This is a genomic window from Streptomyces sp. JH002, assembly GCF_050916115.1.
Classification (GTDB): domain Bacteria; phylum Actinomycetota; class Actinomycetes; order Streptomycetales; family Streptomycetaceae; genus Streptomyces; species Streptomyces xiamenensis.
Genome location: NZ_CP087989.1, coordinates 2345267 through 2366047 on the forward strand (window position 1 = coordinate 2345267; position 20781 = coordinate 2366047).

The following is a 20781-nucleotide window of genomic DNA, read 5'->3' on the forward strand; positions in this document are numbered from 1 at the left end:
ATGGGCCAGTACACGATTCCGACCGTCGTCGAGCGCACCCCGAACGGGGAGCGGGCGTACGACGTCTACAGCCGGCTGCTGTCCGAGCGGGTGATCTTCCTGGGCACCGAGATCGACGACGGCGTCGCCAACGTCGTCATCGCGCAGCTGTTCCATCTGGAGGCGGAGGCCCCGGAGCAGGAGATCTCGCTGTACATCAACTCGCCCGGCGGCTCGTTCACTTCGCTGATGGCGATCTACGACACCATGAGCTTCGTGACCGCCCCGGTCTCCACGTTCTGCGTGGGGCAGGCCGCGTCCACGGCGGCCGTGCTGCTGGCGGGCGGGGAGCCGGGGCGGCGGGTGGTGCTGGAGCACGCGCGGGTGCTGCTGGGGCAGCCGGCCAGTGGCGGGCGGCAGGGGATGATCTCCGATCTGAGCCTGGAGGCCAAGGAGATGCTGCGGGTCCGCTCCCAGGTGGAAGAGGTGCTGGCCCGCCACACCGGGCACGACGTGGCGGCCCTGCGGGCGGACATGGACCGTGACCGGGTGTTCACGGCGCACGAGGCCGTGACGTACGGGCTGGCCGATCAGGTGCTCAGCCGGCGGGCGGTGCCGCCGATGTCGCTGAGCACCTGAGGGTGCGCGCCGTCAGGCGGCCAGCAGCAGCGCCTCGCCGTTGCGGTGGGCGTGGATGTTCCGGCGGCTCGTCAGTGAGGTGACCGAGGCGATCCGTGGTGGCCCGGCGAGTTCGCGGTGGGCCAGGGCGAGGAGGTCGGCGAGGGTGAGGCCGAGCGCGCCCGCGGCGGCGGCGAGCACCTCGGAGGAGGCTTCCTTGCGGCCGCGTTCCAGCTCGGAGAGGTACGGCATGGAGATCCGGGCGGCGTCGGCCACGTCCTTGAGGGTGCGTTCCTGTGCCTGCCGCTCCCGGCGCAGCACATCACCGATCAGATGCCGCAGCAGGGGCTCGCGGGCCGGTTGATACGGGTCGCTGGTCATCTCCTCAGCGTAGGAGGCGGGCGCCGGGCGGACACCCCCGCGGGCGTCCGCCCGGCGCGAAATCCGCCCCGCCGCGGGCCTTTAGAGGGCGGATCCGGCCACCCACTGGTTCCAGTCCATGTTCCAGCCGTTGAGGCCGTTGTCGGGCTGGATGGTCTGGTCGGGGGAGTTGACCACGACGACCACGTCGCCCAGCAGGGACTGCTCGTAGAACCAGGCACCGTCGGTGCCGGGGTCGTCGGCGCCCTGGGCGTCCGCCAGGCCGACGCAGCCGTGGCTGGTGTTGGTGGTGCCGAAGATGTCGGTGGAGCTCCAGTAGTTGCCGTGGATGAAGGTGCCGGAGTTCGACAGGCGCATGGCGTGCGGCACGTCGGGGATGTCGTACTCACCCTTGCCGTCGCTGTCGGTGAAGCCGACGGTGGCGCCGTTCATGCGGGTCTCGTCGTACTTCTCGGAGATCACCATCGCGCCGTTGTAGGTGGGGTTCTCGTCGCTGCCCGAGGAGATCGGCACCGTCTTGAGGGTCCTGCCGTCGCGCACGACCGTCATCTGGTGGGTCGCGGCGTCCACCGTGCTGATCTGCGAGCGGCCGACGTCGAAGCTGAACGTGCGGTCCTGGACGCCGGTGATGCCCGGGGCGGCCTCCAGGCCGTTGAAGTCCAGGGTCACGGTGACGTGCGTGCCGGCCTCCCAGTAGTTCTGGGGGCGGAAGTCCAGGCGCTTGTCGCCGAACCAGTGGCCGACCACGTCCTGGCCGCTGCTGGTGTTGATCTCCACGGCCCGCTCGACGGCCGCCTTGTTGGTGATCTCCTTGTCGAAGTTCAGCGAGACGGGCATGCCGACGCCCACCGTGGAGCCGTCCTCGGGGGTGAAGTTCCCGATGAAGCTGTTGTCCGGGGAGATGGTGGTGAAGGTGGCGTTCTGGTGGGCCTGGCGGCCCTCGCTGTCGCTGGCCCGGACGGCCAGCTCGTAGCGGGTGGCCCGCGAGAGCTGCCCGTCCGGGGTCCAGCCGGTGCCGTCGGCGGATATGGTGCCGGCCACCTCGGTGCCGCTGTCGGTGGCCTTCATGGTGACGGTGTCGAGCGTGCCGTCCGTCACACTGACGGATACACCGTCCGTGATGGCGACGTTGTCCGCCATGTCACCCGGGGTGATGGAGATCTGTGCCGCGGAGGTGTCGGCGGCCTGCGCCGCGTCGGAGGCGCTCTGCGAGGCCGTCGGATCGGCGCCCTTGGCGTCGCTGTCCCCACTGCCACCGCTGAGGCTGCAGGCCCCCAGCGTGAGCATTCCGGACAGCAGCACCGCCACACCGGCGGCGCCCCTGCGCCGCATGCCGTCCCTCATCGTCAGCCACTCCATCCCCGCCGGGGCACCCTTGCGGCACTCGCCCTGGCGGCGTTGCGTTGCGGGTATTCGGACACGCATGGGACGTTTCGTCCCGGCGTCCTGCGTGACAACGTGGGCGGCGTTCGAAGCGTTCCCCCTTTTAGGGAAACTTTGTCCTATTCGTCGTCACTGTCCCACGTCTCCTCCGGATCGTACTCCGCCAGCTCACTGCTCCACGAAGCCTGCGCCAGCTCGATCCCCGGCACCTCGGTCACCAGATCGACGGGGTCCAGGAGGTAGGCGATCGCCTCGGCCGGGTCCTGCGCCACCGCGTCCGCCGCCTGCCGCCGCTCCTCGTCGGGCATCAGGTCGTCCTCGTGGATCCGCGCCCAGGCGGCCCGGATCACCTCGTCCGCGTCCGTCAGCTCCAGCACCATTTCCACCCGGACGCGTACGTGCTGTGCCGCCTCGGCCGTGACCGGGCGCATTTCCTCGCTGCTACTCATGACACGGAGAGTAACCGGCCCCTCGGACAGCCCTTCCCCGCGACCCGCATGGGCCCCTAACATCGCCCTTGGCACCACCCCAGCCACCGCGTCACCCCCCACCCCGCTCTCCCCGCCCCGCCCCCCAGGAGCCCCCCGTGGCCGAGCACCGTGCTACCCCCAACACCCCGCCCCTGCTCACCGGCATCGTCGCAGCCGCCGTGCTGGGCCTGGTCTGGCTGATGCCCACCGCGCACGCCGGGAACGACGCCGCCGGCGAGGACGCGGTGGGCAATGACGCCGTCAGCGAGCATCAGGTGCCCGCCGAGGAGCACTGACGCACGGCGCCGGTCAGCCCAGCGGTCCGGCCACCGTCTCGGCGGCGCTCACCAGGGCGCCGTCCCGTACGAACGCCTCGGCCGCCGCCAGGTCGGGCGCCAGGTAGCGGTCCTCCCCGGCCCCGCCCACTCCGGCCGCCCGTACCGCCTCGACGACGGCGCGGGCGGCGGGCCCGGGGCGCAGCCCCTGCGCGGACAGCCCTTCGCGCAGTTCCAGGGCACGGGTGGCCGCGCACAGCTCCACCGCGATCACGCGGGTGAGCCCGGCCACCGCCGTGCGCAGCTTGCGCGCCGCCGACCAGCCCATGGAGACGTGGTCCTCCTGCATCGCGGAGGACGGGATCGAGTCCACCGAGGAGGGGACGGCGAGCCGCTTCAGTTCGCTGACCAGGGCCGCCTGCGTGTACTGGGCGATCATCAGCCCGGAGTCCACCCCGGCGTCGCCGGCCAGGAAGGGCGGCAGGCCGTGGGAGCGGTTCTTGTCCAGCAGCCGGTCGGTGCGGCGTTCGGTGATGGAGGCGAGATCGGCGACGGCGATGGCGAGGAAGTCCAGGACGTAGCCGAGCGGGGCGCCGTGGAAGTTGCCGTTGGACTCGACGCGGGCCGGACGGCCACCGGCCGCCGGTACGACCACCGGATTGTCGACAGCGGCGGCCAGTTCGCGCTCGGCGACCTGCCGGGCGTGCGCGAGGGTGTCCCGGCCCGCGCCGTTGACCTGCGGGGCGCAGCGCACCGAGTACGCGTCCTGCACGCGCGGGGCGTCGTCCTGGTGGTGTCCGGTCAGTCCCGAGCCGGCCAGCACGCGCGCCATGTTGGCGGCGCTGACGGCCTGGCCGGGGTGCGGGCGGATCGCGTGCAGTTCGGGGGCGAGCACCCGGTCGGTGCCCAGCAGCGCTTCCAGGGTGAGGGCCGCGGTGACGTCGGCGGCGGTGAACAGCGCGGCGAGGTCGGCGCAGGCCATCAGCAGCATGCCGAGCATGCCGTCGGTGCCGTTCAGCAGCGCGAGCCCTTCCTTCTCGCGCAGGGTGAGCGGGGTGATGCCGTGCTCGGCGAGGAGGTCGGCGGCGGGGCGGACCCGGCCGTCGGGGCCCTCGGCCTCGCCCTCCCCGATGAGGGTGAGCGCGCAGTGCGACAGGGGGGCCAGGTCGCCGGAGCAGCCGAGCGAACCGTACTCGTGAACGAGGGGGGTGATGCCGGCGTTCAGCACCGCGGCCATGGTCTCGGCGACCTCGGGCCGCACCCCGGTGTGGCCGGAGGCCAGGGTCTTCAGCCGCAGGAACATCAGCGCCCGGACGACCTCGCGCTCCACCCGCGGGCCCATGCCGGCGGCGTGCGAGCGGACGATGTTGCGCTGGAGGCGGGCACGCAGCTCGGGGCTGATGTGGCGTACGGCGAGGGCGCCGAAGCCGGTGGAGACGCCGTAGACCGGCTCGGGGCGGGCCGCGAGGTCCTCCACGGCGGCGCGGGCGGCGGCCATCGCGGTACGGGTGGCGGTGGACAGTTCGACGCGGGCGTCGTGCCGGGCGACGGCGAGGACGTCGGCGGGGGTGGTGCCCGAGGGGTCGACCACGATGGGATGCATAGCCATATTCACAGAGCCTACGAAGTGAATCGATAATCGTCACGAAGGGGGTGGCACAGCGGATGTGCGGACACGGACCCCGATACGGGCACGGACGGTGACGGCCGCCCCGCCGCGCCCGCCGTCACTCCCGGCCCCGGAAACTGCGGCGTTCCGGCTCCCCCGGCGCGGCCGGCGGCGGGGCGTCGGCCATCCGCAGCGCCGCCCGGCCCTCCTCGCCCCGGCCCGCCACCACCGGGCCCGGCGCGTGCGCGGCCTTGGCCCGGTACTGGGCGGCGTCCGCCAGCCGGAACAGCCGGCGTGCGGTCGGGGGCGGCCCGATGCCCTCGCCCGTGCCCGCGATCCCGCAGGCCACCCCCTCCCCCAGCGCGAGATCCGCGGCGCCGCGGCACATCCCGGCCACGGCGCGCTCCACCTCGGCGTCCGGATGCCCGGTGACGACGAGCGCGAACTCGTCGCCGCCGAGCCGGGCCGCCAGCGCCCCGGGGAAGGCCGCGGCGCACAGCGACAGGAGCCGGCCGAACCGTTCCAGCAGCCGGTCCCCGGCGGCGTGCCCATAGGTGTCGTTCACCTGCTTGAGACCGTTGACGTCGCACACCACCAGCACCAGGGGCTCGCCCGTCGCCCGGTGCGCGGCCACCGCCCGCGCCAGCCGCTCGTCCACCGCGCGGCGGTTGCCGAGACCGGTCAGCGGATCGGTGAACGCCAGCCGCCGCACCCTCTCCAGGCGCTCGTACTGGGCCAGGCCGGTGGCCGTGACGGAGGCGAGGACCGCCGCGAACTCGGCGTCCGAGGGCGAGAAGACGGGGGCGCCCAGGTCCCGCGCCACGTACAGCTCGCCCCACGCCCGGTCGGCCAGCACGAGCGGCGCGGCCACGCAGCAGCCCCGCCCCTGGCGGCGCAGCGCGGCCCCGCGCCGGGGCCCGTCCGCCCGCTCCACCCAGGCCCGCGGTTCGCGCGGCGAGGCCAGCGCGATCTCCGGAAAGTCGTGGACGGCGTAGGACTCGTCGGCCGGGTACTCCTCCTCGCCGGCCACCAGCCGCCCGGTGTTGACCAGCACCCGCAGCCGGCCGCGCTCGCGCTCCCACACGGACAGCGCGGCGAACGACCCGTCCAGCGCCAGCCGGGCGCCCTCGGCCGCCGCCCGCGCGACCTCGGGCAGCCGCGTCGCCTGGGCCATCCCGGCCACCAGTGCCGCGACGGCCCGCACCCCGGAAGCCTCCATGCGCCCCAGGCTAAGCGGGGCGGATCGGGCCCGCCCGGCGATGATCCGCCCATCGGGCGGCGGGAGCGGCTACTCCCCCGGCCAGGCGGGGCGGCGCTTGTCGTTGAAGGCCGCCACGCCCTCGGCCCGGTCGGCGGAGAAGGCCACCGTGCGCCAGGCCGCGTCCTCCACCTCCATGCCCGTGGCGAGGTCCAGGCCGTGCCCGGTGCGCAGGGCGCGCTTGGCCGCGCGCAGGCCCACCGGCGAGTTGGCCGCGATGCCCGCCGCCAGCTCCAGCGCCCGGGTACGGTCCTCGCCGCGCTCCGCCGCCACGTCGATCAGGCCCAGAGCCAGCGCCTCGTCCGCCGCCACCCGGCGGCCGGTGAAGATCAGTTCGGCCGCCCGGGCCGCGCCCACCCGGCGCGGCAGCAGCTGGGTGCCGCCACCGCCGGGGATCACGCCGACCGTCACCTCCGGCAGCCCGACCACCGCCGTCGGGTCGGCCACGATCACGTCGCAGGACAGGGCCAGTTCGAAGCCGCCGCCCAGCGCGTAGCCGTGCACGGCCGCGATCACCGGCATCGGGAGGTTCAGCACCCCGCCGTACGCCGCCCGCGCCACCGGCCGCTGCCGGCCGAGGTCGGCGTCGGTGAAGCCGTTGCGCTCCTTGAGGTCCGCGCCGACGCAGAACGCCCGCTCGTGCGTCGAGCTGAGCACCACCGCCCGTACCTCCCGGGCCGGTGCCGCGGCCAGGGCGGCGCATGCCTCGGCGATGCCGCGCGCCATGGCCGAGGAGACGGCGTTCATCGCCGGCACCCGGTCCAGGACCAGCTCCGCCACCCCGCTGTCCGCGTCCCGCCGGACGGCGACCCACTCCCCGAAGCGTTCCTCGCCCGTGCTCACGCCGTCGCTCACTCCCCGCCCCTTCTCGACAACAGCCACGGTTCCACTATCCCCAGGCCGCGCACGGGCCGCTGGTACAGCGGCTGGAGCGCGAACCGGTACCCGCGCCCGTCCCGCCCGCCGACCGCCTTCTCCGACTCCGGCGCCAGACCGGCCGAGGTGAGTTCGTCGCGCAGCGCGCCGTCCACCAGCACCATGTCCTTCGGCGCTATCGAGGTGAGCCGGCTCGCCAGGTTCACGGTGTTGCCGAAGACATCGCCCATCCGGGTCGTGACCGTGCCGAACGCGATCCCCACCCGCAGCTCCGGCATCATCGGGTCATCGCCCAGGGTCTCCACCAGCCGCAGCCCGATGTCGGCGGCGGTGCCCGCGTCGTCCGCCGCGAACAGCACCTCGTCGCCCAGCGTCTTGATCAGCCGCCCGCCCTGGGCGGCGACCTGGTCGGCGGCGGTGGTCTCGAAGGCCTCCACCAGTTCGCCGAGTTCCTCTTCCTCCAGGCGCCGGGTCAGCCGGGTGAAGCCCACCAGGTCCGCGAAGCCCACCGCGAGCCGCCGGTCCACCATCTCCGCGTCGTCCTGGGCCTGCACCACCCGCCCGGTGGCCGCCGCCAACTGTCGCCGCCACACGTACACCAGGAACTCTTCGAGCTCCGGCAGCAGCAGCTCCACCAGCGGGTACGCCACCTCGGTGCGGGTCATGCCCGGCTCTGGGGGCTCGATCAGGCCCTCCAGGAAGGAGTCGATCTGCCAGTCCGCCAGCCGCGCCGTGGTCTGCCCGGTGGACCGGGCCACCTGGATCGCCATCGGCTCGCTCAGCAGTCCGGCCTCGACCAGACCGCCCAGGCGCCGCAGCGCGAGCACGTCCGCCTCGGTGAGGACCTTCGCCTGTCCCACGTCGGGGAAGCCCATCGCCCGCCAGAAGCGGGTGCCCAGGTCGAGCGAGACGCCGGCGGCGCGCGCCGCCTGGAAGGGGGTGTACTGCCGTTCGGACCCGATGATCAGCTGTTCGATGCGCAGCGCGATGGTATCGTCACCGGTCTCATCGGGCGGGGTTTCCTCCGCATCAGCCACGGCCACTGCCCGCCCTCGCCCACGCGAACGCCACCGGGGTGGGGTTACCTCCGCTGCGCACTTGCCGCCGCCCTACCGTTCCTGCTCGTTCACGCCCATCGCGTGGTGTCCATCGCACAACCCTACGGCAGGTGTGCCCTAAGTCACGCGGGGCGTTGCCGGGCAATCACCGCAGGTGCACGATGTCGGCCGCGTCCACCGGGCGCTGTACGCCCTCGGCGTCGGCGATCACCAGCCGGCCCGTGCCGTCCACCGCCACGGCCTCGCCGCGTACCTCGGCGCCGCCCGGCAGCAGGGCGCGCACGCTGCGGCCGAGGGTCGCGCAGCAGGCCGCGTACGCCGGGAGCAGTCCGCCGGCGCTCGCGTCCCCGCCCGCCACCGTCCAGCGGCCGTACCACTCGGCCAGGGAGCGCAGGACGGCGCGCAGCAGGGGATCGCGATCCGTGGTGGCCGCCCCGGCCAGCAGCAGCGAACCGGCGGTGGGCACCGGCAGTTCCTCGGCGCGCAGCGACACATTGATCCCCATGCCCAGGACGACGGCCGGTGTGCCGTCGGCCAGGGTCACCCGTTCGGCGAGGATGCCGCCGAGCTTGCGCTCCTCCCCGTCCACCGGCACCAGCAGATCGTTGGGCCATTTCAGCGCGGTCGCGACCTCGGTGACCGGGGTGAGCGCGGTGACGGCGGCGACGCCGGCCAGCAGCGGCAGCCAGCCCCAGCGTTCGGCGGGCACCTCGGGGCCGGGAGCGAGCAGCACCGAGCAGAACAGGCCGGAGCGGGCCGGGGCACTCCACTGCCGGTCCAGCCGGCCGCGCCCGCGCACCTGCTCCTCCGCCACCCGTACGGTGCCGGGCGCGGCGTCGCCGGAGGCCGCGGCGGCGGCCAGGTCGGCGTTGGTGGAACCGGTGGACTCGACGACCGTGAGGTCGGTCCACAGACTGCCGGGCCGCACCAGGGCGGTGCGCAGGGCCCGGGCGTTCAGCGGCGGGCGGTCGAGGTCGGACCAGCGGCCGGGGGGAGGGGTCATGGGGGTCACCCTAGGTGGTCGCCGGGGCGCGGGCCGGTCGCCGTCCGTTCGCCGGGGTCGGCCGATCTTTGGCCGGTTCGCGTTGTGATCCACGCCGCACCGGCCGGTCGGCCCGCCGCTGGTTAGGCTACTTTCCGGTAGCCCACCCGAGGACGAGTAGGAGCCGCGTACCGTGCCCGAACTGTCGCCGCAGGAAACCGCCCCCGACCTCCATACGACGGCGGGCAAGATCGAGGACTTCCGGCTGCGAGCGGCCGAGGCGGTGCGGGCCGGCTCGGACCGGGCGGTGGCCCGGCAGCACGCGAAGGGCAAGGGCACCGCGCGCGAGCGGGTGCTGGCGCTGCTGGACGAGGGCTCGTTCACCGAGCTGGACGAGTTCGCCCGGCACCGCTCCACCTCCTTCGGCATCGAGCGCAACCGCCCGTACGGGGACGGGGTCGTCACCGGCTACGGAACGGTCGACGGCCGCCCGGTCGCCGTCTACTCCCAGGACTTCACCGTCTTCGGCGGCTCGCTCGGCGAGGTGTACGGCGAGAAGATCGTCAAGGTCATGGACTGGGCGATGAAGACCGGCTGCCCGATCATCGGCATCAACGACGGGGGCGGGGCCCGGATTCAGGAGGGCGTGACCGCGCTCGGCCTGTTCGCCGAGATCTTCCGCCGCAATGTGCACGCCTCGGGCGTGGTCCCGCAGATCTCGCTCATCCTGGGCCCGTGCGCGGGCGGCGCCGTCTACTCCCCCGCGATCACCGACTTCACGGTGATGGTCGATCAGACGTCCCACATGTTCATCACCGGGCCCGATGTGATCAAGACCGTCACCGGCGAGGACGTGGGCTTCGAGGAGCTGGGCGGGGCCCGTACCCACAACGCCGTCTCCGGCGTCGCGCACCATCTGGCGGGCGACGAGAAGGACGCCATCGAGTACGTCAAGGCGCTGCTGTCCTACCTGCCCTCCAACAACCTCTCCGAGCCGCCCGCCTTCCCCGAGGAGGAGGCCGACCTGGAGCCTGACGAGGAGGACCGGCAGCTCAACACCCTCGTCCCGGACTCCGCCAACCAGCCCTACGACATGCACCAGGTCATCGAAGGCGTGCTGGACGACCGGGAGTTCCTGGAGACGCAGCCGCTGTTCGCGCCGAACATCGTCACCGGCTTCGGCCGGGTCGAGGGCCGTTCGGTGGGCGTGGTCGCCAACCAGCCCCTCCAGTTCGCCGGCTGCCTGGACATCAACGCCTCGGAGAAGGCCGCCCGCTTCGTGCGCACCTGCGACGCGTTCAACATCCCGGTGCTGACCTTCGTGGATGTCCCCGGCTTCCTGCCCGGCACCGACCAGGAGTACGGCGGCATCATCCGGCGCGGCGCCAAGCTGATCTACGCCTACGCCGAGGCGACCGTTCCGCTGATCACCGTGATCACCCGCAAGGCGTTCGGCGGCGCCTACGACGTGATGGGCTCCAAGCATCTGGGCGCGGACCTCAATCTGGCCTGGCCCACCGCGCAGGTGGCCGTCATGGGCGCGCAGGGCGCGGTGAACATCCTGTACCGGCGCACCCTCGCCGCGCTGGAGGACCCGGCCGAGCGCGAGAGCGAACGGGCCCGGCTGACCGCCGAATACGAGGAGACGCTGCTCAACCCGTACGCCGCCGCCGAACGCGGCTACGTGGACGCGGTGATCATGCCGGCCGACACCCGCCGGCACATCGTGCGGGGGCTGCGGGCGCTGCGCACCAAGCGCGAGCAGTTGCCGCCGAAGAAGCACGGCAACATCCCGCTCTGAACCGCCGCCACGAGGTACGTCACGAGGTCCGTCACGAGGACGACGACAGGGAGCAGCCCATGATGATCCGGGTGGTCCGGGGGAACCCGACGCCGGAGGAACTGGCCGCGGCCGTGGCGGTGGTGCGGGCACGGGTCGCCGCCGCGGCGGGCACCAAGGGCGCCGAGGCGCCGGCGCCGGGCGGCTGGGCGGCCCGGGGCGGGGCCGTACGGCGCCCGCTGCCGCCGCCGGGACCCGGCGCGTGGCAGGCCGGGTACCGGGGGTACTGACCGCCCGGACGACGGCGGCCGAAAGTCTCCCGCCAGGTTGAGTACGCGTACTCAGGCGGACGGCCCCCGCGGCGCGGGACCATCGAAGGATGCTGTGGTCCGACTTGCGCCGTCAGGAGCCGTCCCGGGAGGCCCGGACCACCCGCGCCATGCTGCGCCGGGTGGGATGGGTGATCGCCCTGGCCGGGCTGATCAGCACGTCTTTGGTGATGCTGTCGCAGCCGCCGACCTGATGAGGCGGGGAGCCGGGGCGGCGGCTGCGGCAGCGGGGCCGGCGGCGGGGGCTCAGCCGCCGACCGTCTCGTCGGCGGCCAGTGCGGCCGCCCGCTCGGTGAGCGTAGTGCGCAGCTGGTCGGCCGTGACCGCGAGCGCGTCCATGTCGGCGCCGTTGGTCTCGGCCGCCTCCAGCACCGCGTCCAGGGCCTCCAGCGCGCTGCCGGAGGCGAACCACTGCTGGTACAGGTCGCGGTAGGCGTCGAGGTAGACATCCTCGAAGGCGTCCAGCTCCAGGAAGCGTTCCTTGAGCGTGTTGCCGCCCATGCCCCGCATCTCGCCGGCGCTGCCCAGGTCGATCTCCTCACCGTCCGGGCCGATGAGCCGTGGCCCGCCGTCCTGACCGCCGTCCTGGCCACCGCCGGGACCGCCGCCCTGGCCACCGCCCGGTGGCATCCGGCCGCCACCGCCGGGGCCCGTGCCGCCCGCGGCCGTGCCGTCCTCGGGGAGCCCCTCGGGCAGGGCGCCGTCGGGGAACGCGCCGTCCTCGGGGAAGCCCTCCGGGAACCCGCCCTCGGGGAGCGTGTCCTGCGTGCCCTCCCCGGCACCGTCCGGGATCTCGGCCCCCTCCGGCAGCGTGCCCATCGCGGGCCCGCCCATCGAGGACTGGTCGTGCGGCCCCGCCGTGGCGTCCCCGCTCAGCGACAGGTTGAAGTCCCAGCCCAGCACCGAGAACTTCTTGGTGTCCAGGTCGTACCAGAGCAGGTAGTTCTGCCCCGGGCCGCTCATGTCGTCGAAGTTCATGAGCAGGTTCTGGGTGGCCACGTAGGCCGCGAACGAGTCGAGGTCGACCCAGTCGCCCAGTTCTGCCGCGAACTCCTCGTCGGTGGCCTCCTCCGCCCACTTGATCAGGTTCATCACCGGCTGGAGGTCCTGGCTGCCCTTCTTGGTGATCTGCTTGAACTGGTCCTTGTAGTCGGTCGGGTCGTCCCCCACGTAGCTGAAGCTGGAGGAGGCCCGCGCCTTGTAGAGCACCCCGTTGCCGTCGATCTGCTCGGTGGCGTAGCCGGTGCTGGGGTTCTCCACCAGCAACCGGGTGGCGGTGGGGCGGTTGTTGACGGTGAAGGAGGAGAACGCGTACCGCTCCGCCACCTGCCCCGAGGAGTCCATCAGCGACAGCATGAGGGCCTCGTTCAGCGGCGTGGTGTCCTCGGTGCCCGGCCGCACCGAGATCTCGGTGTGGCCCTGGTAGGCGCGGCCCTCGATGTACTGGTCGATCTTGATCAGCCAGGGCAGGTTCTCGGGCTCGTCGGCGGAGAGCTCGGGCATGTTCATCCCGGCGCCCATCGCACGGCCGCCCTCACCGGTTTCCTCCGCCTCCTCGGGCAGTTCGAAGCCCTCCAGGTCGATCTCCTCGCCGTCCGGGCCGACGATGCGCATGCCTCCGTAGTCACCCATGCTCCCGGCGCGCAGGCTGCTGAGGGTGGAGTTGCCCTTGAGCCGGACGCCGACGGATTCGATGAACGTGCCGTCGATGGTGAGATCGGCCTCCATCCACTCCTTGTCGCCGTCCTCCTCGTAGGCGGTGATCAGCCGCTGGTAGTCGGCCTCGTCGTACTCCAGGGACACCGTGTGGCTCTCCCCGCTGTCGTAGAGGTCGGTGATCCCCTCGATGTTCTGGGTGATCTGCTCGCCGTCGTTGCTGGCGGCGCTGGTGACCATCGCCGAGACGCGGGTGTCTCCGAAGGCCAGCAACAGCACCGTCAGGGCCACCACCAGCGCGGCCATCGGCTTCCAGTGCTGCCGCAGCGGCACCGGCAGCCGGTGTACGAGCCGGGCCGTCATCACAGGTCCGTCTGGTCGTAGCCGGTCAGGACGGTCACCCGCTGGCCCATGGTGCGCTCGCGCAACGCCTCGACCAGCGCGCCGGGTTCGCGGCCCTTCTTCAGCCGGACGGTGTAGAAGACCTCGGTGAGTGCCCCGCCGCGTATCGATTCCGTGCTGACCAGCTCGAACTCGTTGGTGAAGTCGATCAGAACGTCCTGGATGACCTGGGTGTAGTCCTCACCGGCCGGCACCTGCACCTTGACGACCTGGCGCTGCACGTTCAGCTGGAACATGTTGAACTTGTGCATCACCAGGATGATCACGCAGATGGTGATGCCGGCGATGATCGCCAGCGCGTAGAAGCGGGCGCCGCAGGCCATGCCCAGGCCCATCACCAGGAAGATGAAGCCCACGTCCCTGGTTTCCTTGATGGCGTTGCGGAACCGCACCACCGACAACGCGCCCACCAGCGAGAACGCCCGGGCCAGGTTGGAGCCGACCACGAGCAGGATCATCGCCACGATGACCCCGATGATCACCAGCGTCTGCACATACGACTGGCTGTAGGAGACATTGCGGTGGGTGGCGCGGTAGACGTAGCCGACCATCATGCTCAGGGCGAAGGAGATCACCAGCGAGAGCACGATGTCAGCGACGCTGAACGTTCCGCTGAGATCCTGGAGTTCAGAGAACACGGGCGTTTTCCTTCGCGAGAACGGTGGTGGGGGTTTCCGTGGTGGCCGGGGCGGCCGGGGTTTCCGGGAGGGCTTCCTCCCGGACGTGGAAGACGGAGCGCGGGGCCTTGCCGTGCGCCTCCACGCTCTGGACGTACTTGGAGACGCGGACCACGCTCAGGCTGCGACGGGCCATCAGATCGGTGATCCAGTACGGGACGCGCTCGTTGACCTTGACCTCCATCACGGTCAGCCGGGGCGGGATGATGTAACGGTTCTCCGCCGGGGTACCGAGGTGGAAGTCGCGGTCGCGCCCCCGCACCCGGCTGTCGAAGGTCACCCGCAGGCCGACATCCTGGTCGCGCCCCTTGAGCGCCTCGCGCTGATAGCCGGTGATGACGGTGGGCCGCAGGTCGAGCCGGACGATGAGGTCGAGCACCTCGTTGCCGAAGGGGCCGCTGTCCACCAGCTCGCGCCGGTCGCACAGCGCCCGCGCGCCGTCGTACGGCATGCGCACCCGACGCTTCTGGGTGACCCGGTTGACGCGCTGTTTGATCTCCACGAAAACCGGGCTGTCGTCGGTGATCGCGCCGAGGTCGCCGTAGTGCCGTATCCGCAGTTTGCGGCGGAACTTCAGGCCCTCGATCTTCTCCCAGTAGAAGCGGAGCGCCGGGGTGTCGTAGTAGAGACTCCACACTCCGTATCCGCCGGGCGGGCAGTGCTCGTCCCGGTCCATGCGGCGCGCCAGTTCCTCGCGGATCGCGGGTACGTCCTCGTTCGCCACCAGATATTTGATCTCGTAGCGGTTGAACGCGTGCAGCCTGCTGGCCACGCCCCGGGTGAGTCCGGCTGCGTCGTCGTCATCGGCGGCCATCCCGTTCCCTTCGTTCGATCGGCTTCGAAACGCCAACCAACAAGGCGAAGATGAGAACCGCGTAAGAACCGCCTATGAACGAGCTGAAGCGTTCAGATGAACGGGAACGCGCGGGAAACTCCCCGAGCACCCCGGCGCACTCCACGGCGAAGCCGCCGGGCGTCCGAGCCGGGGCGCCCGGGGTGCCCTTCCGGGTAGGGCAGGCTTGGCCGCCGTCCGCGCTGGATACGCTGACCGGCATGGACCACACGCCCCACCTCGCCTCCCACGCCACCGGCCGCCGCCGGCTGGTGCTCGCCTCGCAGTCACCGGCCCGGCTCGCCCTGCTGCGGCAGGCCGGGTTCACCCCCGAGGTGATCGTCAGCGGCGTGGACGAGGAGGCGCTGAGCGCCGCGAGCCCGCGCGCGCTGGCCCAGGTGCTGGCCGAGGCCAAGGCGGGGGCGGTGGCGGCCCTGCCGGAGGTGGCCGGGGCGCTGGTGATCGGCTGTGACTCCGTCCTCGAACTGGACGGGGAGGCGCTGGGCAAGCCGGCCTCCGCCGAAGAGGCCGTCAGCCGCTGGAAGTCGATGCGCGGCCGGTCCGGGGTGCTGCTCACCGGGCACCGGGTGATCGACACCGCCACCGGTCGGGCCGAGTCGGGGGTGGCGGCGACCACCGTACGGTTCGCGGACCCCGACGACGCGGAGATCGCCGCCTATGTCGCCACCGGTGAACCGCTGCACGTGGCGGGCGCGTTCACGCTCCAGGGCCGCTCGGCGCCGTTCATCGACGGCATCGACGGCGACCCGGGCAATGTGATCGGCCTGTCAATGCCCCTGCTGCGGACGCTGCTCGGCCGTCTCGGCGTCTCCGTCACCGAGTTGTGGGACCAGCGATGAGACGGCGGGCGCCACGGGCGGGTACATCGTGAGCGTGAGCACCACCAGGCCGAACACGGTCATGACGGCGGTGAACACCCACCAGCCCAGCAGCGCGGCCGACAGCGCGCCGAGCACGGCGTGCAGCACCGCGCAACTGATCAGGGCCACCCGCCGCCACCGGCCGGGCGGCCGATCGGTGACGGCCGTACGGGCCAGCGCCGCCGCGCACAGCACCAGGAAGACGGCGAGCAGGGCACCCGTCGTCCAGGTCGACACCGTCATGGTGGTGGGCGACACGCCTGCCAGGGACATGCGCTGTCGATCCACGACAACACCGAGAATCCAGTGCAGCGCCCCGAGCGCCGCCGCGCCGGTGATCACCGCGGCCGCCGTGACGGCCGCCACGCTTCGTCTTCCCCGGTTCACGCAGCGCACGCTACTGCCGGGTATCGGGGGCGGCAACCCCCCGCGGAACGCCGGCGCCCGGCGGGCGCGGGCGAAGGCCGTACCGAAAAAGAATCCGGGCCGCGCTTATGGGGTTTCCACAACAGCGACGCCTCTGGGCGCCCCACCGGACCGCATCACGGCCTCCCGCGAGCACCGCTCAAGGCCGTGTCCCACGGGCCGCGTACCGTGGAACCGCAGGGCAGCAGGCACCTCACAGCACGCTCCCTCACCCACCGTGCGGAAAAGCTCACTCATCCGGGCGACTCGGCGCGGGGTGTCGTCAGTACCTAAACTCGGCTTGTTCCAAGGAGGGAGCCATCGTGCGTAAGGTGCTCATCGCCAATCGCGGCGAAATCGCCGTCCGCGTCGCCCGGGCGTGCCGGGACGCCGGCATCGCCAGCGTCGCCGTCTACGCCGAACCGGACCGGGAGGCCGTCCATGTACGCGCCACCGACGAGGCGTTCGCGCTGGGTGGTGACACCCCGGCCACCAGCTATCTGGACATCGACAAGGTGCTGAAGGCGGCCGCCGACTCCGGCGCCGACGCCATCCACCCCGGCTACGGCTTCCTCTCCGAGAACGCCGAGTTCGCGCAGGCGGTGCTGGACGCCGGGCTGACCTGGATCGGTCCGCCGCCCTCGGCCATCCGCGACCTGGGCGACAAGGTCGCCGCGCGGCACATCGCGCAGCGCGCCGGCGCCCCGCTGGTGGCCGGTACCCCCGACCCGGTCGGCGGCGCGGACGAGGTGGTGGCCTTCGCGAAGGAGCACGGGCTGCCGATCGCGATCAAGGCGGCGTTCGGCGGCGGCGGGCGCGGCCTGAAGGTGGCCCGCACGCTGGAGGAGGTCCCGGAGCTGTACGAGTCGGCGGTGCGTGAGGCGCTGGCCGCCTTCGGGCGCGGCGAGTGCTTCGTGGAGCGCTACCTGGACCGTCCGCGGCACGTGGAGACGCAGTGCCTGGCGGATGTCCACGGCAATGTGGTCGTGGTCTCCACCCGTGACTGCTCGCTCCAGCGCCGCCACCAGAAGCTGGTGGAGGAGGCCCCGGCCCCGTTCCTGAGCGAGGCACAGAACGCCGAGCTGTACCGCGCCTCGAAGGCCATCCTCAAGGAGGCCGGCTATGTGGGCGCCGGCACCTGTGAGTTCCTGGTGGGCCAGGACGGCACGATCTCCTTCCTTGAGGTCAACACCCGGCTCCAGGTGGAGCATCCGGTGACCGAGGAGGTCACCGGGATCGACCTGGTGCGCGAGCAGTTCCGGATCGCGGACGGCGAGGCGCTGGGCTACGAGGACCCTCAGCTGCGCGGGCACTCCTTCGAGTTCCGCATCAACGGCGAGGACCCGGGCCGCAACTTCCTGCCGGCGCCGGGCACGGTCACCACCTTCGTGGCGCCCACCGGCCCCGGTGTCCGTCTTGACGCGGGGGTCGAGTCGGGTTCCGTCATCGGTCCGGCGTGGGACTCGCTGCTGGCGAAGCTGATCGTCACCGGTGCGACGCGGCAGCAGGCGCTGCAGCGTGCGGCGCGGGCGCTGGCGGAGTTCCAGGTGGAGGGGATGGCGACCGCGATCCCGTTCCACCGGGCGGTGGTGGTCGATCCGGCGTTCGCCCCCGAGGTGTCGGCCGAGCACGCGGGCGAGCCGTTCACGGTGCACACCCGGTGGATCGAGACCGAGTTCAAGAACACGATCGAGCCCTTCGGTGCCGCCGCCACGGCGGAGGACGAGGCCGACACCCGCGAGACGGTCGTCGTCGAGGTCGGCGGCAAGCGTCTTGAGGTGTCGCTGCCCGCCACGCTGGCGATGCCGCTGGCGCGGGCGGCGGTGGCGGGCGGCGCGAAGCCGGCCCGGCGCAAGGCCGGCCGCAAGGCGGCGAGCGGGGCCTCGGGTGACACGCTGGCGTCGCCGATGCAGGGCACCGTGGTGAAGGTGGCGGTGGAGGAGGGTCAGCAGGTCGCGGAGGGCGAGCTGATCCTGGTGCTGGAGGCGATGAAGATGGAGCAGCCCATCAACGCGCACCGGGCCGGCACCGTCACGGACCTGAAGGCCGAGGTCGGCGGCGCGCTGTCGTCCGGCGCGGCGATCTGCCTGATCAAGGACTGACCGGAGGCGGCGCGGCAGCGCGCCGCCTCCGTACGGAATCCCCCGGCCCTTTACGGCCGGGGGATTCGGCGTTTCAGGGGACGGGCGGCGCGGGCGCGGTGGTGAGGGTCAGGCTGCCGGGAAGGGCGGCGACGGCGCGGCGGAGCCGTTCGGCCAGCGCGGCGGCGGTCTCGGGGGGCTGAACCGCCGCCCAGCCGGCCAGCGCCCACTGGAACGCGGCCAGCAGCATGTCGAGGGTCAGCCGGGGCCGCGGGTCGGCGGGGTCCGGCTCGGGGCCGAGCGCGGGGCGCAGGATCTCCAGCAGGGCGGTGGTGGTGCGCTCGCAGAACTGCCGGTTGTGCGCGGCGATGGACGGATGGCGGTCGGCGAGCAGCAGGCTCAGCCGGGCCCGGTGGACCCATCGCTCGTCCGCCACCTGGTCCAGGGCGGCCAGGAGGACGTCCTCGGCCAGGGCCAGCAGCGGGGTGCCGGGCGGCAGTTCGCGGGTGCGCAGTTCGGCGGTGAAGGCCGTCCACAGGTCTTCGAACGGCGCCATCGCGACGTCCTCCTTGCCGGCGAAGTACCGGAAGAAGGTGCGCTTGGAGACCTGGACCGTGTCGCACAGTTCATCGAGGGTGACGGCGCCGTAGCCGCGTGCGGTGAAACGTTCGAGGGCCGTGTCGATGAGCGCCTGGCGGGTGTGCTGCTTCTTGCGTTCGCGCAGCGTGCTGGTGCCCATGGGGGGAGTGTAGCCGAGCAGCGTTTGCCACTGGATGACACATGCCACTCAGTGGCATTACGCTGAGCGTTCCCCGCCCTCCATGGAAAGGGGACGCCCGTGCGCGCCCTCGTTGTCGATCGGTCCACCCCCTCCGGCCTGCGGCTCGGCGAGAGCGCCGACCCCGTACCCGCGCCCCATCAGGCGCTGGTCCGGGTCACCGCCGTCTCCCTCAACCACGGCGAGGTCAGCCATGTCACCGACGCCCCGGACGGCACCGTGCCGGGCTGGGAGGCGGCCGGCGTGGTGGCCCGCCCCGCCGCCGACGGCTCGGGCCCGGCCGCCGGAACGCCGGTGGTCACCGCCGGCTGGGCGGGAGGCTGGGCCGAACTGCGCGCCGTTGACACCGCAACGCTCGGCGTCGCCCCGGCCGGCGCCGACGCGGGCGCGCTGAGCACCGTCCCGATCGCGGGCGGCAGCGCGCTGCACGCGCTGCACCGGCTCGGCCCGCTGCTCGGCAGAAGAGTCCTGATCACCGGGGCGACCGGCGGCGTCGGCCGGTACGCCGTCCAGCTCGCCCGGCTCGGCGGCGCCCACGTGATCGCCTCCACCGGGGACCCGGCCGCTCACGGGGACGCGCTGCGCGCGCTGGGCGCCGACGAGGTGATCGCCAACCCCGCCGCTCTCGACGGGCCCGTGCACGGGGTCCTCGACTGCGTCGGCGGCCCGCAGCTGGTGACGGCCTTCGACCGGCTCGCCGCCCGGGGCGTCCTGGTCGCGCTGGGGCATGTCACGGGCGAGCCCGAACACTTCCCGCTCGGCTCCTTCCTCGGCGACGGCGGGCGCCACGAGCGCTCGATCGTCACCTTCTTCCTCTTCGACGGCACACCGCTCGCTCCCTCCTTCGAGTGGCTGGCGAGCCGGGTGGCGGCGGGCCGTCTGGACCCGTCGATCTCCTGGCGCGGCCCCTGGGAAGCGGCCGAGGAGGCCGTCGCCGCCCTGCTGGGGCGCCGATTGCACGGCAAGGCCGTCCTGGAGCTCGGCCCCGCGTAGCCGGACGCGGTCCCGGGCCCCTCCCCCGGCCCTGGGCCAGGTGCCGTGGCGGGACGGGTGTGCGTGCCGACGGCTCAGCGCGGCAGCGGCTCAGCGGCGGCGCTGGGCCGCCAGGTCGGACAGCCGCTGCTGGGCGGACGGTGGGGTGATGGGCGGTGGCCCCGACAGCGGGGACTTGCCCCCCTGCTGCTGGACCGTACGCGGCGCGGGCAGCGTCCGTTCCCGCTCACGCTCCCGCTCGCCGGGCTGGGCCCGGTGCCCCGGGCCGCCGCCCGCCACCGAGATGCGCACCCCCTGGTCGGCCAGAGCCTCCAGCTCCGCGCCCGCCCGCGAGGAGTCCGGCGGCGGCTGGTCGGTGACCAGCTGGGTGATCATCTCGGTGGGCACCGTCTGGAGCATGGTGTCGGCACCGATCTTGGAGTGGTCGGCGAGCACCACCACCTCCGAAGCCGCCCTGGCCAGTGCCCGGTCGACGCTCGCGGAGAGCATGTTGGAGGTGGACAGGCCGCGTTCGGCGGTGAGGCCGGCCCCGGATAGGAAGGCGCGCGAGACGCGCAGCCCCTGGAGCGACTGTTCGGCCCCGCTGCCCACCAGCGCGTAGCTGGAGCCGCGCAGCGTGCCGCCGGTCATCACCACCTCGACCCGGTTGGCGTGGGCCAGCGCCTGGGCCACCAGCAGGGAGTTGGTGACCACGGTCAGGCCGGGCACCCGGGCGAGGCGGCGGGCGAGTTCCTGCGTGGTGGTGCCCGCACCGACCACGATGGCCTCACCCTCCGTCACCATGGAGGCGGCGAGTTCGGCGATCGCGGCCTTCTCCGCCGTGACGGCGAGCGAGCGTTGAGGGAATCCGGACTCCCTGGCGAAACCGCCGGGGAGGACCGCACCACCGTGTCTGCGGTCCAGCAGTCCTTCGGCCTCCAAGGCGCGGACATCGCGCCGCACGGTCACTTCGGAGGTCTGGACGACGCGGGCGAGCTCGCGGAGCGACACGGCCCCGTTGGCTCGCACCATTTCGAGAATCATCTGACGACGTTCTGCAGCGAACACGGAACCGACAGTAACCCCAATGACCGTCTGG

The 20781-nt window shown here is 72.6% G+C and carries 22 protein-coding genes; 8 read left to right on the forward strand and 14 right to left on the reverse strand.

Annotated elements, in window-relative coordinates; genetic code table 11:
- A complete protein-coding gene (locus H7827_RS10270) occupies positions 1-618 on the forward strand; it encodes a ClpP family protease (RefSeq protein ID WP_432744321.1) in 618 nt (205 codons plus the stop codon).
- Between the two features lie 12 nt (positions 619-630).
- On the opposite strand, the gene H7827_RS10275 is transcribed toward H7827_RS10270, so the two are convergent.
- The 3 genes from H7827_RS10275 to H7827_RS10285 form a co-directional block, all read right to left on the reverse strand.
- The gene (locus H7827_RS10275) at positions 631-978 is read right to left on the reverse strand and encodes a helix-turn-helix domain-containing protein (protein ID WP_030728570.1); all 348 of its coding nucleotides are present in this window, start codon (positions 976-978) and stop codon (positions 631-633) included.
- Between the two features lie 81 nt (positions 979-1059).
- On the reverse strand, positions 1060-2322 hold the full coding sequence (locus H7827_RS10280) for a L,D-transpeptidase (RefSeq protein WP_030728573.1): 1263 nt from the start codon (positions 2320-2322) through the stop codon (positions 1060-1062).
- 158 nt (positions 2323-2480) lie between these two features.
- The gene (locus H7827_RS10285; RefSeq protein ID WP_030728576.1) at positions 2481-2810 is read right to left on the reverse strand and encodes a hypothetical protein; all 330 of its coding nucleotides are present in this window, start codon (positions 2808-2810) and stop codon (positions 2481-2483) included.
- Positions 2811-2947: 137 nt separating this feature from the next.
- Here H7827_RS10285 and H7827_RS10290 point away from each other — a divergent pair, with 137 nt between their 5' ends.
- Positions 2948-3127, forward strand: a complete 180-nt coding sequence (locus tag H7827_RS10290) for a hypothetical protein (RefSeq protein ID WP_030728578.1) — start codon at positions 2948-2950, stop codon at positions 3125-3127.
- Between the two features lie 13 nt (positions 3128-3140).
- Here the strand turns inward: H7827_RS10290 and hutH are convergent, their stop codons facing one another.
- The 5 genes from hutH to H7827_RS10315 all read right to left on the reverse strand — a co-directional run bounded on the left by hutH (position 3141) and on the right by H7827_RS10315 (position 8910).
- Positions 3141-4709 carry a histidine ammonia-lyase gene (gene hutH, locus H7827_RS10295; RefSeq protein ID WP_432747969.1) on the reverse strand — a complete coding sequence of 523 codons (1569 nt, stop codon included), beginning with the start codon at positions 4707-4709 and terminating at the stop codon, positions 3141-3143.
- 124 nt (positions 4710-4833) lie between these two features.
- Positions 4834-5934, reverse strand: a complete 1101-nt coding sequence (locus H7827_RS10300) for a diguanylate cyclase domain-containing protein (protein WP_432744324.1) — start codon at positions 5932-5934, stop codon at positions 4834-4836.
- Between the two features lie 69 nt (positions 5935-6003).
- Complete coding sequence (locus H7827_RS10305) at positions 6004-6828, reverse strand: enoyl-CoA hydratase/isomerase family protein (RefSeq protein ID WP_432744327.1); 825 nt, start codon at positions 6826-6828, stop codon at positions 6004-6006.
- Complete coding sequence (locus tag H7827_RS10310; RefSeq protein WP_432744329.1) at positions 6825-7892, reverse strand: adenylate/guanylate cyclase domain-containing protein; 1068 nt, start codon at positions 7890-7892, stop codon at positions 6825-6827. The genes H7827_RS10305 and H7827_RS10310 overlap by 4 nt, the downstream gene beginning before the upstream one ends.
- 160 nt (positions 7893-8052) lie before the next feature.
- A complete protein-coding gene (locus H7827_RS10315) occupies positions 8053-8910 on the reverse strand; it encodes a biotin--[acetyl-CoA-carboxylase] ligase (RefSeq protein WP_432744331.1) in 858 nt (285 codons plus the stop codon).
- A 181-nt stretch (positions 8911-9091) separates the two neighbouring features.
- Between H7827_RS10315 and H7827_RS10320 the strand changes: the two genes are divergently transcribed.
- The 3 genes from H7827_RS10320 to mmpB all read left to right on the forward strand — a co-directional run bounded on the left by H7827_RS10320 (position 9092) and on the right by mmpB (position 11192).
- A complete protein-coding gene (locus tag H7827_RS10320; RefSeq protein WP_432747970.1) occupies positions 9092-10690 on the forward strand; it encodes an acyl-CoA carboxylase subunit beta in 1599 nt (532 codons plus the stop codon).
- Positions 10691-10749: 59 nt separating this feature from the next.
- Positions 10750-10959, forward strand: coding sequence for an acyl-CoA carboxylase epsilon subunit (locus H7827_RS10325; protein WP_030728595.1), 210 nt, complete (start codon positions 10750-10752; stop codon positions 10957-10959).
- Positions 10960-11048: 89 nt separating this feature from the next.
- Positions 11049-11192, forward strand: coding sequence for a morphogenic membrane protein MmpB (gene mmpB, locus H7827_RS10330; protein WP_234389728.1), 144 nt, complete (start codon positions 11049-11051; stop codon positions 11190-11192).
- A gap of 52 nt (positions 11193-11244) precedes the next feature.
- Here mmpB and H7827_RS10335 read toward each other — a convergent pair whose 3' ends face one another.
- Genes H7827_RS10335 through H7827_RS10345 form a run of 3 tightly spaced genes read right to left on the reverse strand, consistent with a single transcriptional unit; the run spans position 11245 to position 14547 of the window.
- Positions 11245-13017: a CotH kinase family protein gene (locus H7827_RS10335; RefSeq protein ID WP_432744335.1), complete on the reverse strand. Its 1773-nt coding sequence runs from the start codon at positions 13015-13017 to the stop codon at positions 11245-11247.
- Positions 13017-13694, reverse strand: a complete 678-nt coding sequence (locus tag H7827_RS10340) for a DUF4956 domain-containing protein (protein ID WP_390117608.1) — start codon at positions 13692-13694, stop codon at positions 13017-13019. The genes H7827_RS10335 and H7827_RS10340 overlap by 1 nt, the downstream gene beginning before the upstream one ends.
- Positions 13684-14547 carry a polyphosphate polymerase domain-containing protein gene (locus H7827_RS10345; protein ID WP_432744338.1) on the reverse strand — a complete coding sequence of 288 codons (864 nt, stop codon included), beginning with the start codon at positions 14545-14547 and terminating at the stop codon, positions 13684-13686. Before H7827_RS10345 ends, H7827_RS10340 begins: the two co-directional genes overlap by 11 nt.
- A 239-nt stretch (positions 14548-14786) precedes the next feature.
- Between H7827_RS10345 and H7827_RS10350 the strand changes: the two genes are divergently transcribed.
- Positions 14787-15425, forward strand: a complete 639-nt coding sequence (locus tag H7827_RS10350; RefSeq protein WP_432744340.1) for a Maf family protein — start codon at positions 14787-14789, stop codon at positions 15423-15425.
- Here the strand turns inward: H7827_RS10350 and H7827_RS10355 are convergent.
- On the reverse strand, positions 15354-15812 hold the full coding sequence (locus H7827_RS10355) for a hypothetical protein (protein WP_200364938.1): 459 nt from the start codon (positions 15810-15812) through the stop codon (positions 15354-15356). The two genes, H7827_RS10350 and H7827_RS10355, sit on opposite strands and share 72 nt — an antisense overlap.
- A 362-nt stretch (positions 15813-16174) precedes the next feature.
- Here H7827_RS10355 and H7827_RS10360 point away from each other — a divergent pair, with 362 nt between their 5' ends.
- Positions 16175-17953: an acetyl/propionyl/methylcrotonyl-CoA carboxylase subunit alpha gene (locus tag H7827_RS10360; RefSeq protein WP_432744343.1), complete on the forward strand. Its 1779-nt coding sequence runs from the start codon at positions 16175-16177 to the stop codon at positions 17951-17953.
- A 73-nt stretch (positions 17954-18026) separates the two neighbouring features.
- On the opposite strand, the gene H7827_RS10365 is transcribed toward H7827_RS10360, so the two are convergent.
- Positions 18027-18671: a TetR/AcrR family transcriptional regulator gene (locus tag H7827_RS10365; protein WP_432744345.1), complete on the reverse strand. Its 645-nt coding sequence runs from the start codon at positions 18669-18671 to the stop codon at positions 18027-18029.
- Positions 18672-18770: 99 nt separating this feature from the next.
- Here H7827_RS10365 and H7827_RS10370 point away from each other — a divergent pair, with 99 nt between their 5' ends.
- Positions 18771-19703, forward strand: coding sequence for a zinc-binding dehydrogenase (locus tag H7827_RS10370; protein ID WP_432744348.1), 933 nt, complete (start codon positions 18771-18773; stop codon positions 19701-19703).
- Between the two features lie 90 nt (positions 19704-19793).
- Here the strand turns inward: H7827_RS10370 and H7827_RS10375 are convergent, their stop codons facing one another.
- Positions 19794-20714, reverse strand: a complete 921-nt coding sequence (locus tag H7827_RS10375; protein WP_432744351.1) for a DeoR/GlpR family DNA-binding transcription regulator — start codon at positions 20712-20714, stop codon at positions 19794-19796.
- Positions 20715-20781 lie beyond the last annotated feature (67 nt).

Coding starts and splice junctions, on each gene's coding strand:
- H7827_RS10270 (WP_432744321.1), top strand. CDS start 1: ATGGGCCAGTACACGATTCCGACCGTCGTCGAGCGCACCCCGAACGGG.
- H7827_RS10275 (WP_030728570.1), bottom strand. CDS start 978: ATGACCAGCGACCCGTATCAACCGGCCCGCGAGCCCCTGCTGCGGCAT.
- H7827_RS10280 (WP_030728573.1), bottom strand. CDS start 2,322: ATGAGGGACGGCATGCGGCGCAGGGGCGCCGCCGGTGTGGCGGTGCTG.
- H7827_RS10285 (WP_030728576.1), bottom strand. CDS start 2,810: ATGAGTAGCAGCGAGGAAATGCGCCCGGTCACGGCCGAGGCGGCACAG.
- hutH (WP_432747969.1), bottom strand. CDS start 4,709: ATGCATCCCATCGTGGTCGACCCCTCGGGCACCACCCCCGCCGACGTC.
- H7827_RS10300 (WP_432744324.1), bottom strand. CDS start 5,934: ATGGAGGCTTCCGGGGTGCGGGCCGTCGCGGCACTGGTGGCCGGGATG.
- H7827_RS10315 (WP_432744331.1), bottom strand. CDS start 8,910: ATGACCCCTCCCCCCGGCCGCTGGTCCGACCTCGACCGCCCGCCGCTG.
- H7827_RS10325 (WP_030728595.1), top strand. CDS start 10,750: ATGATGATCCGGGTGGTCCGGGGGAACCCGACGCCGGAGGAACTGGCC.
- mmpB (WP_234389728.1), top strand. CDS start 11,049: ATGCTGTGGTCCGACTTGCGCCGTCAGGAGCCGTCCCGGGAGGCCCGG.
- H7827_RS10335 (WP_432744335.1), bottom strand. CDS start 13,017: ATGACGGCCCGGCTCGTACACCGGCTGCCGGTGCCGCTGCGGCAGCAC.
- H7827_RS10345 (WP_432744338.1), bottom strand. CDS start 14,547: ATGGCCGCCGATGACGACGACGCAGCCGGACTCACCCGGGGCGTGGCC.
- H7827_RS10350 (WP_432744340.1), top strand. CDS start 14,787: ATGGACCACACGCCCCACCTCGCCTCCCACGCCACCGGCCGCCGCCGG.
- H7827_RS10365 (WP_432744345.1), bottom strand. CDS start 18,671: ATGGGCACCAGCACGCTGCGCGAACGCAAGAAGCAGCACACCCGCCAG.
- H7827_RS10375 (WP_432744351.1), bottom strand. CDS start 20,714: ATGGTGCGAGCCAACGGGGCCGTGTCGCTCCGCGAGCTCGCCCGCGTC.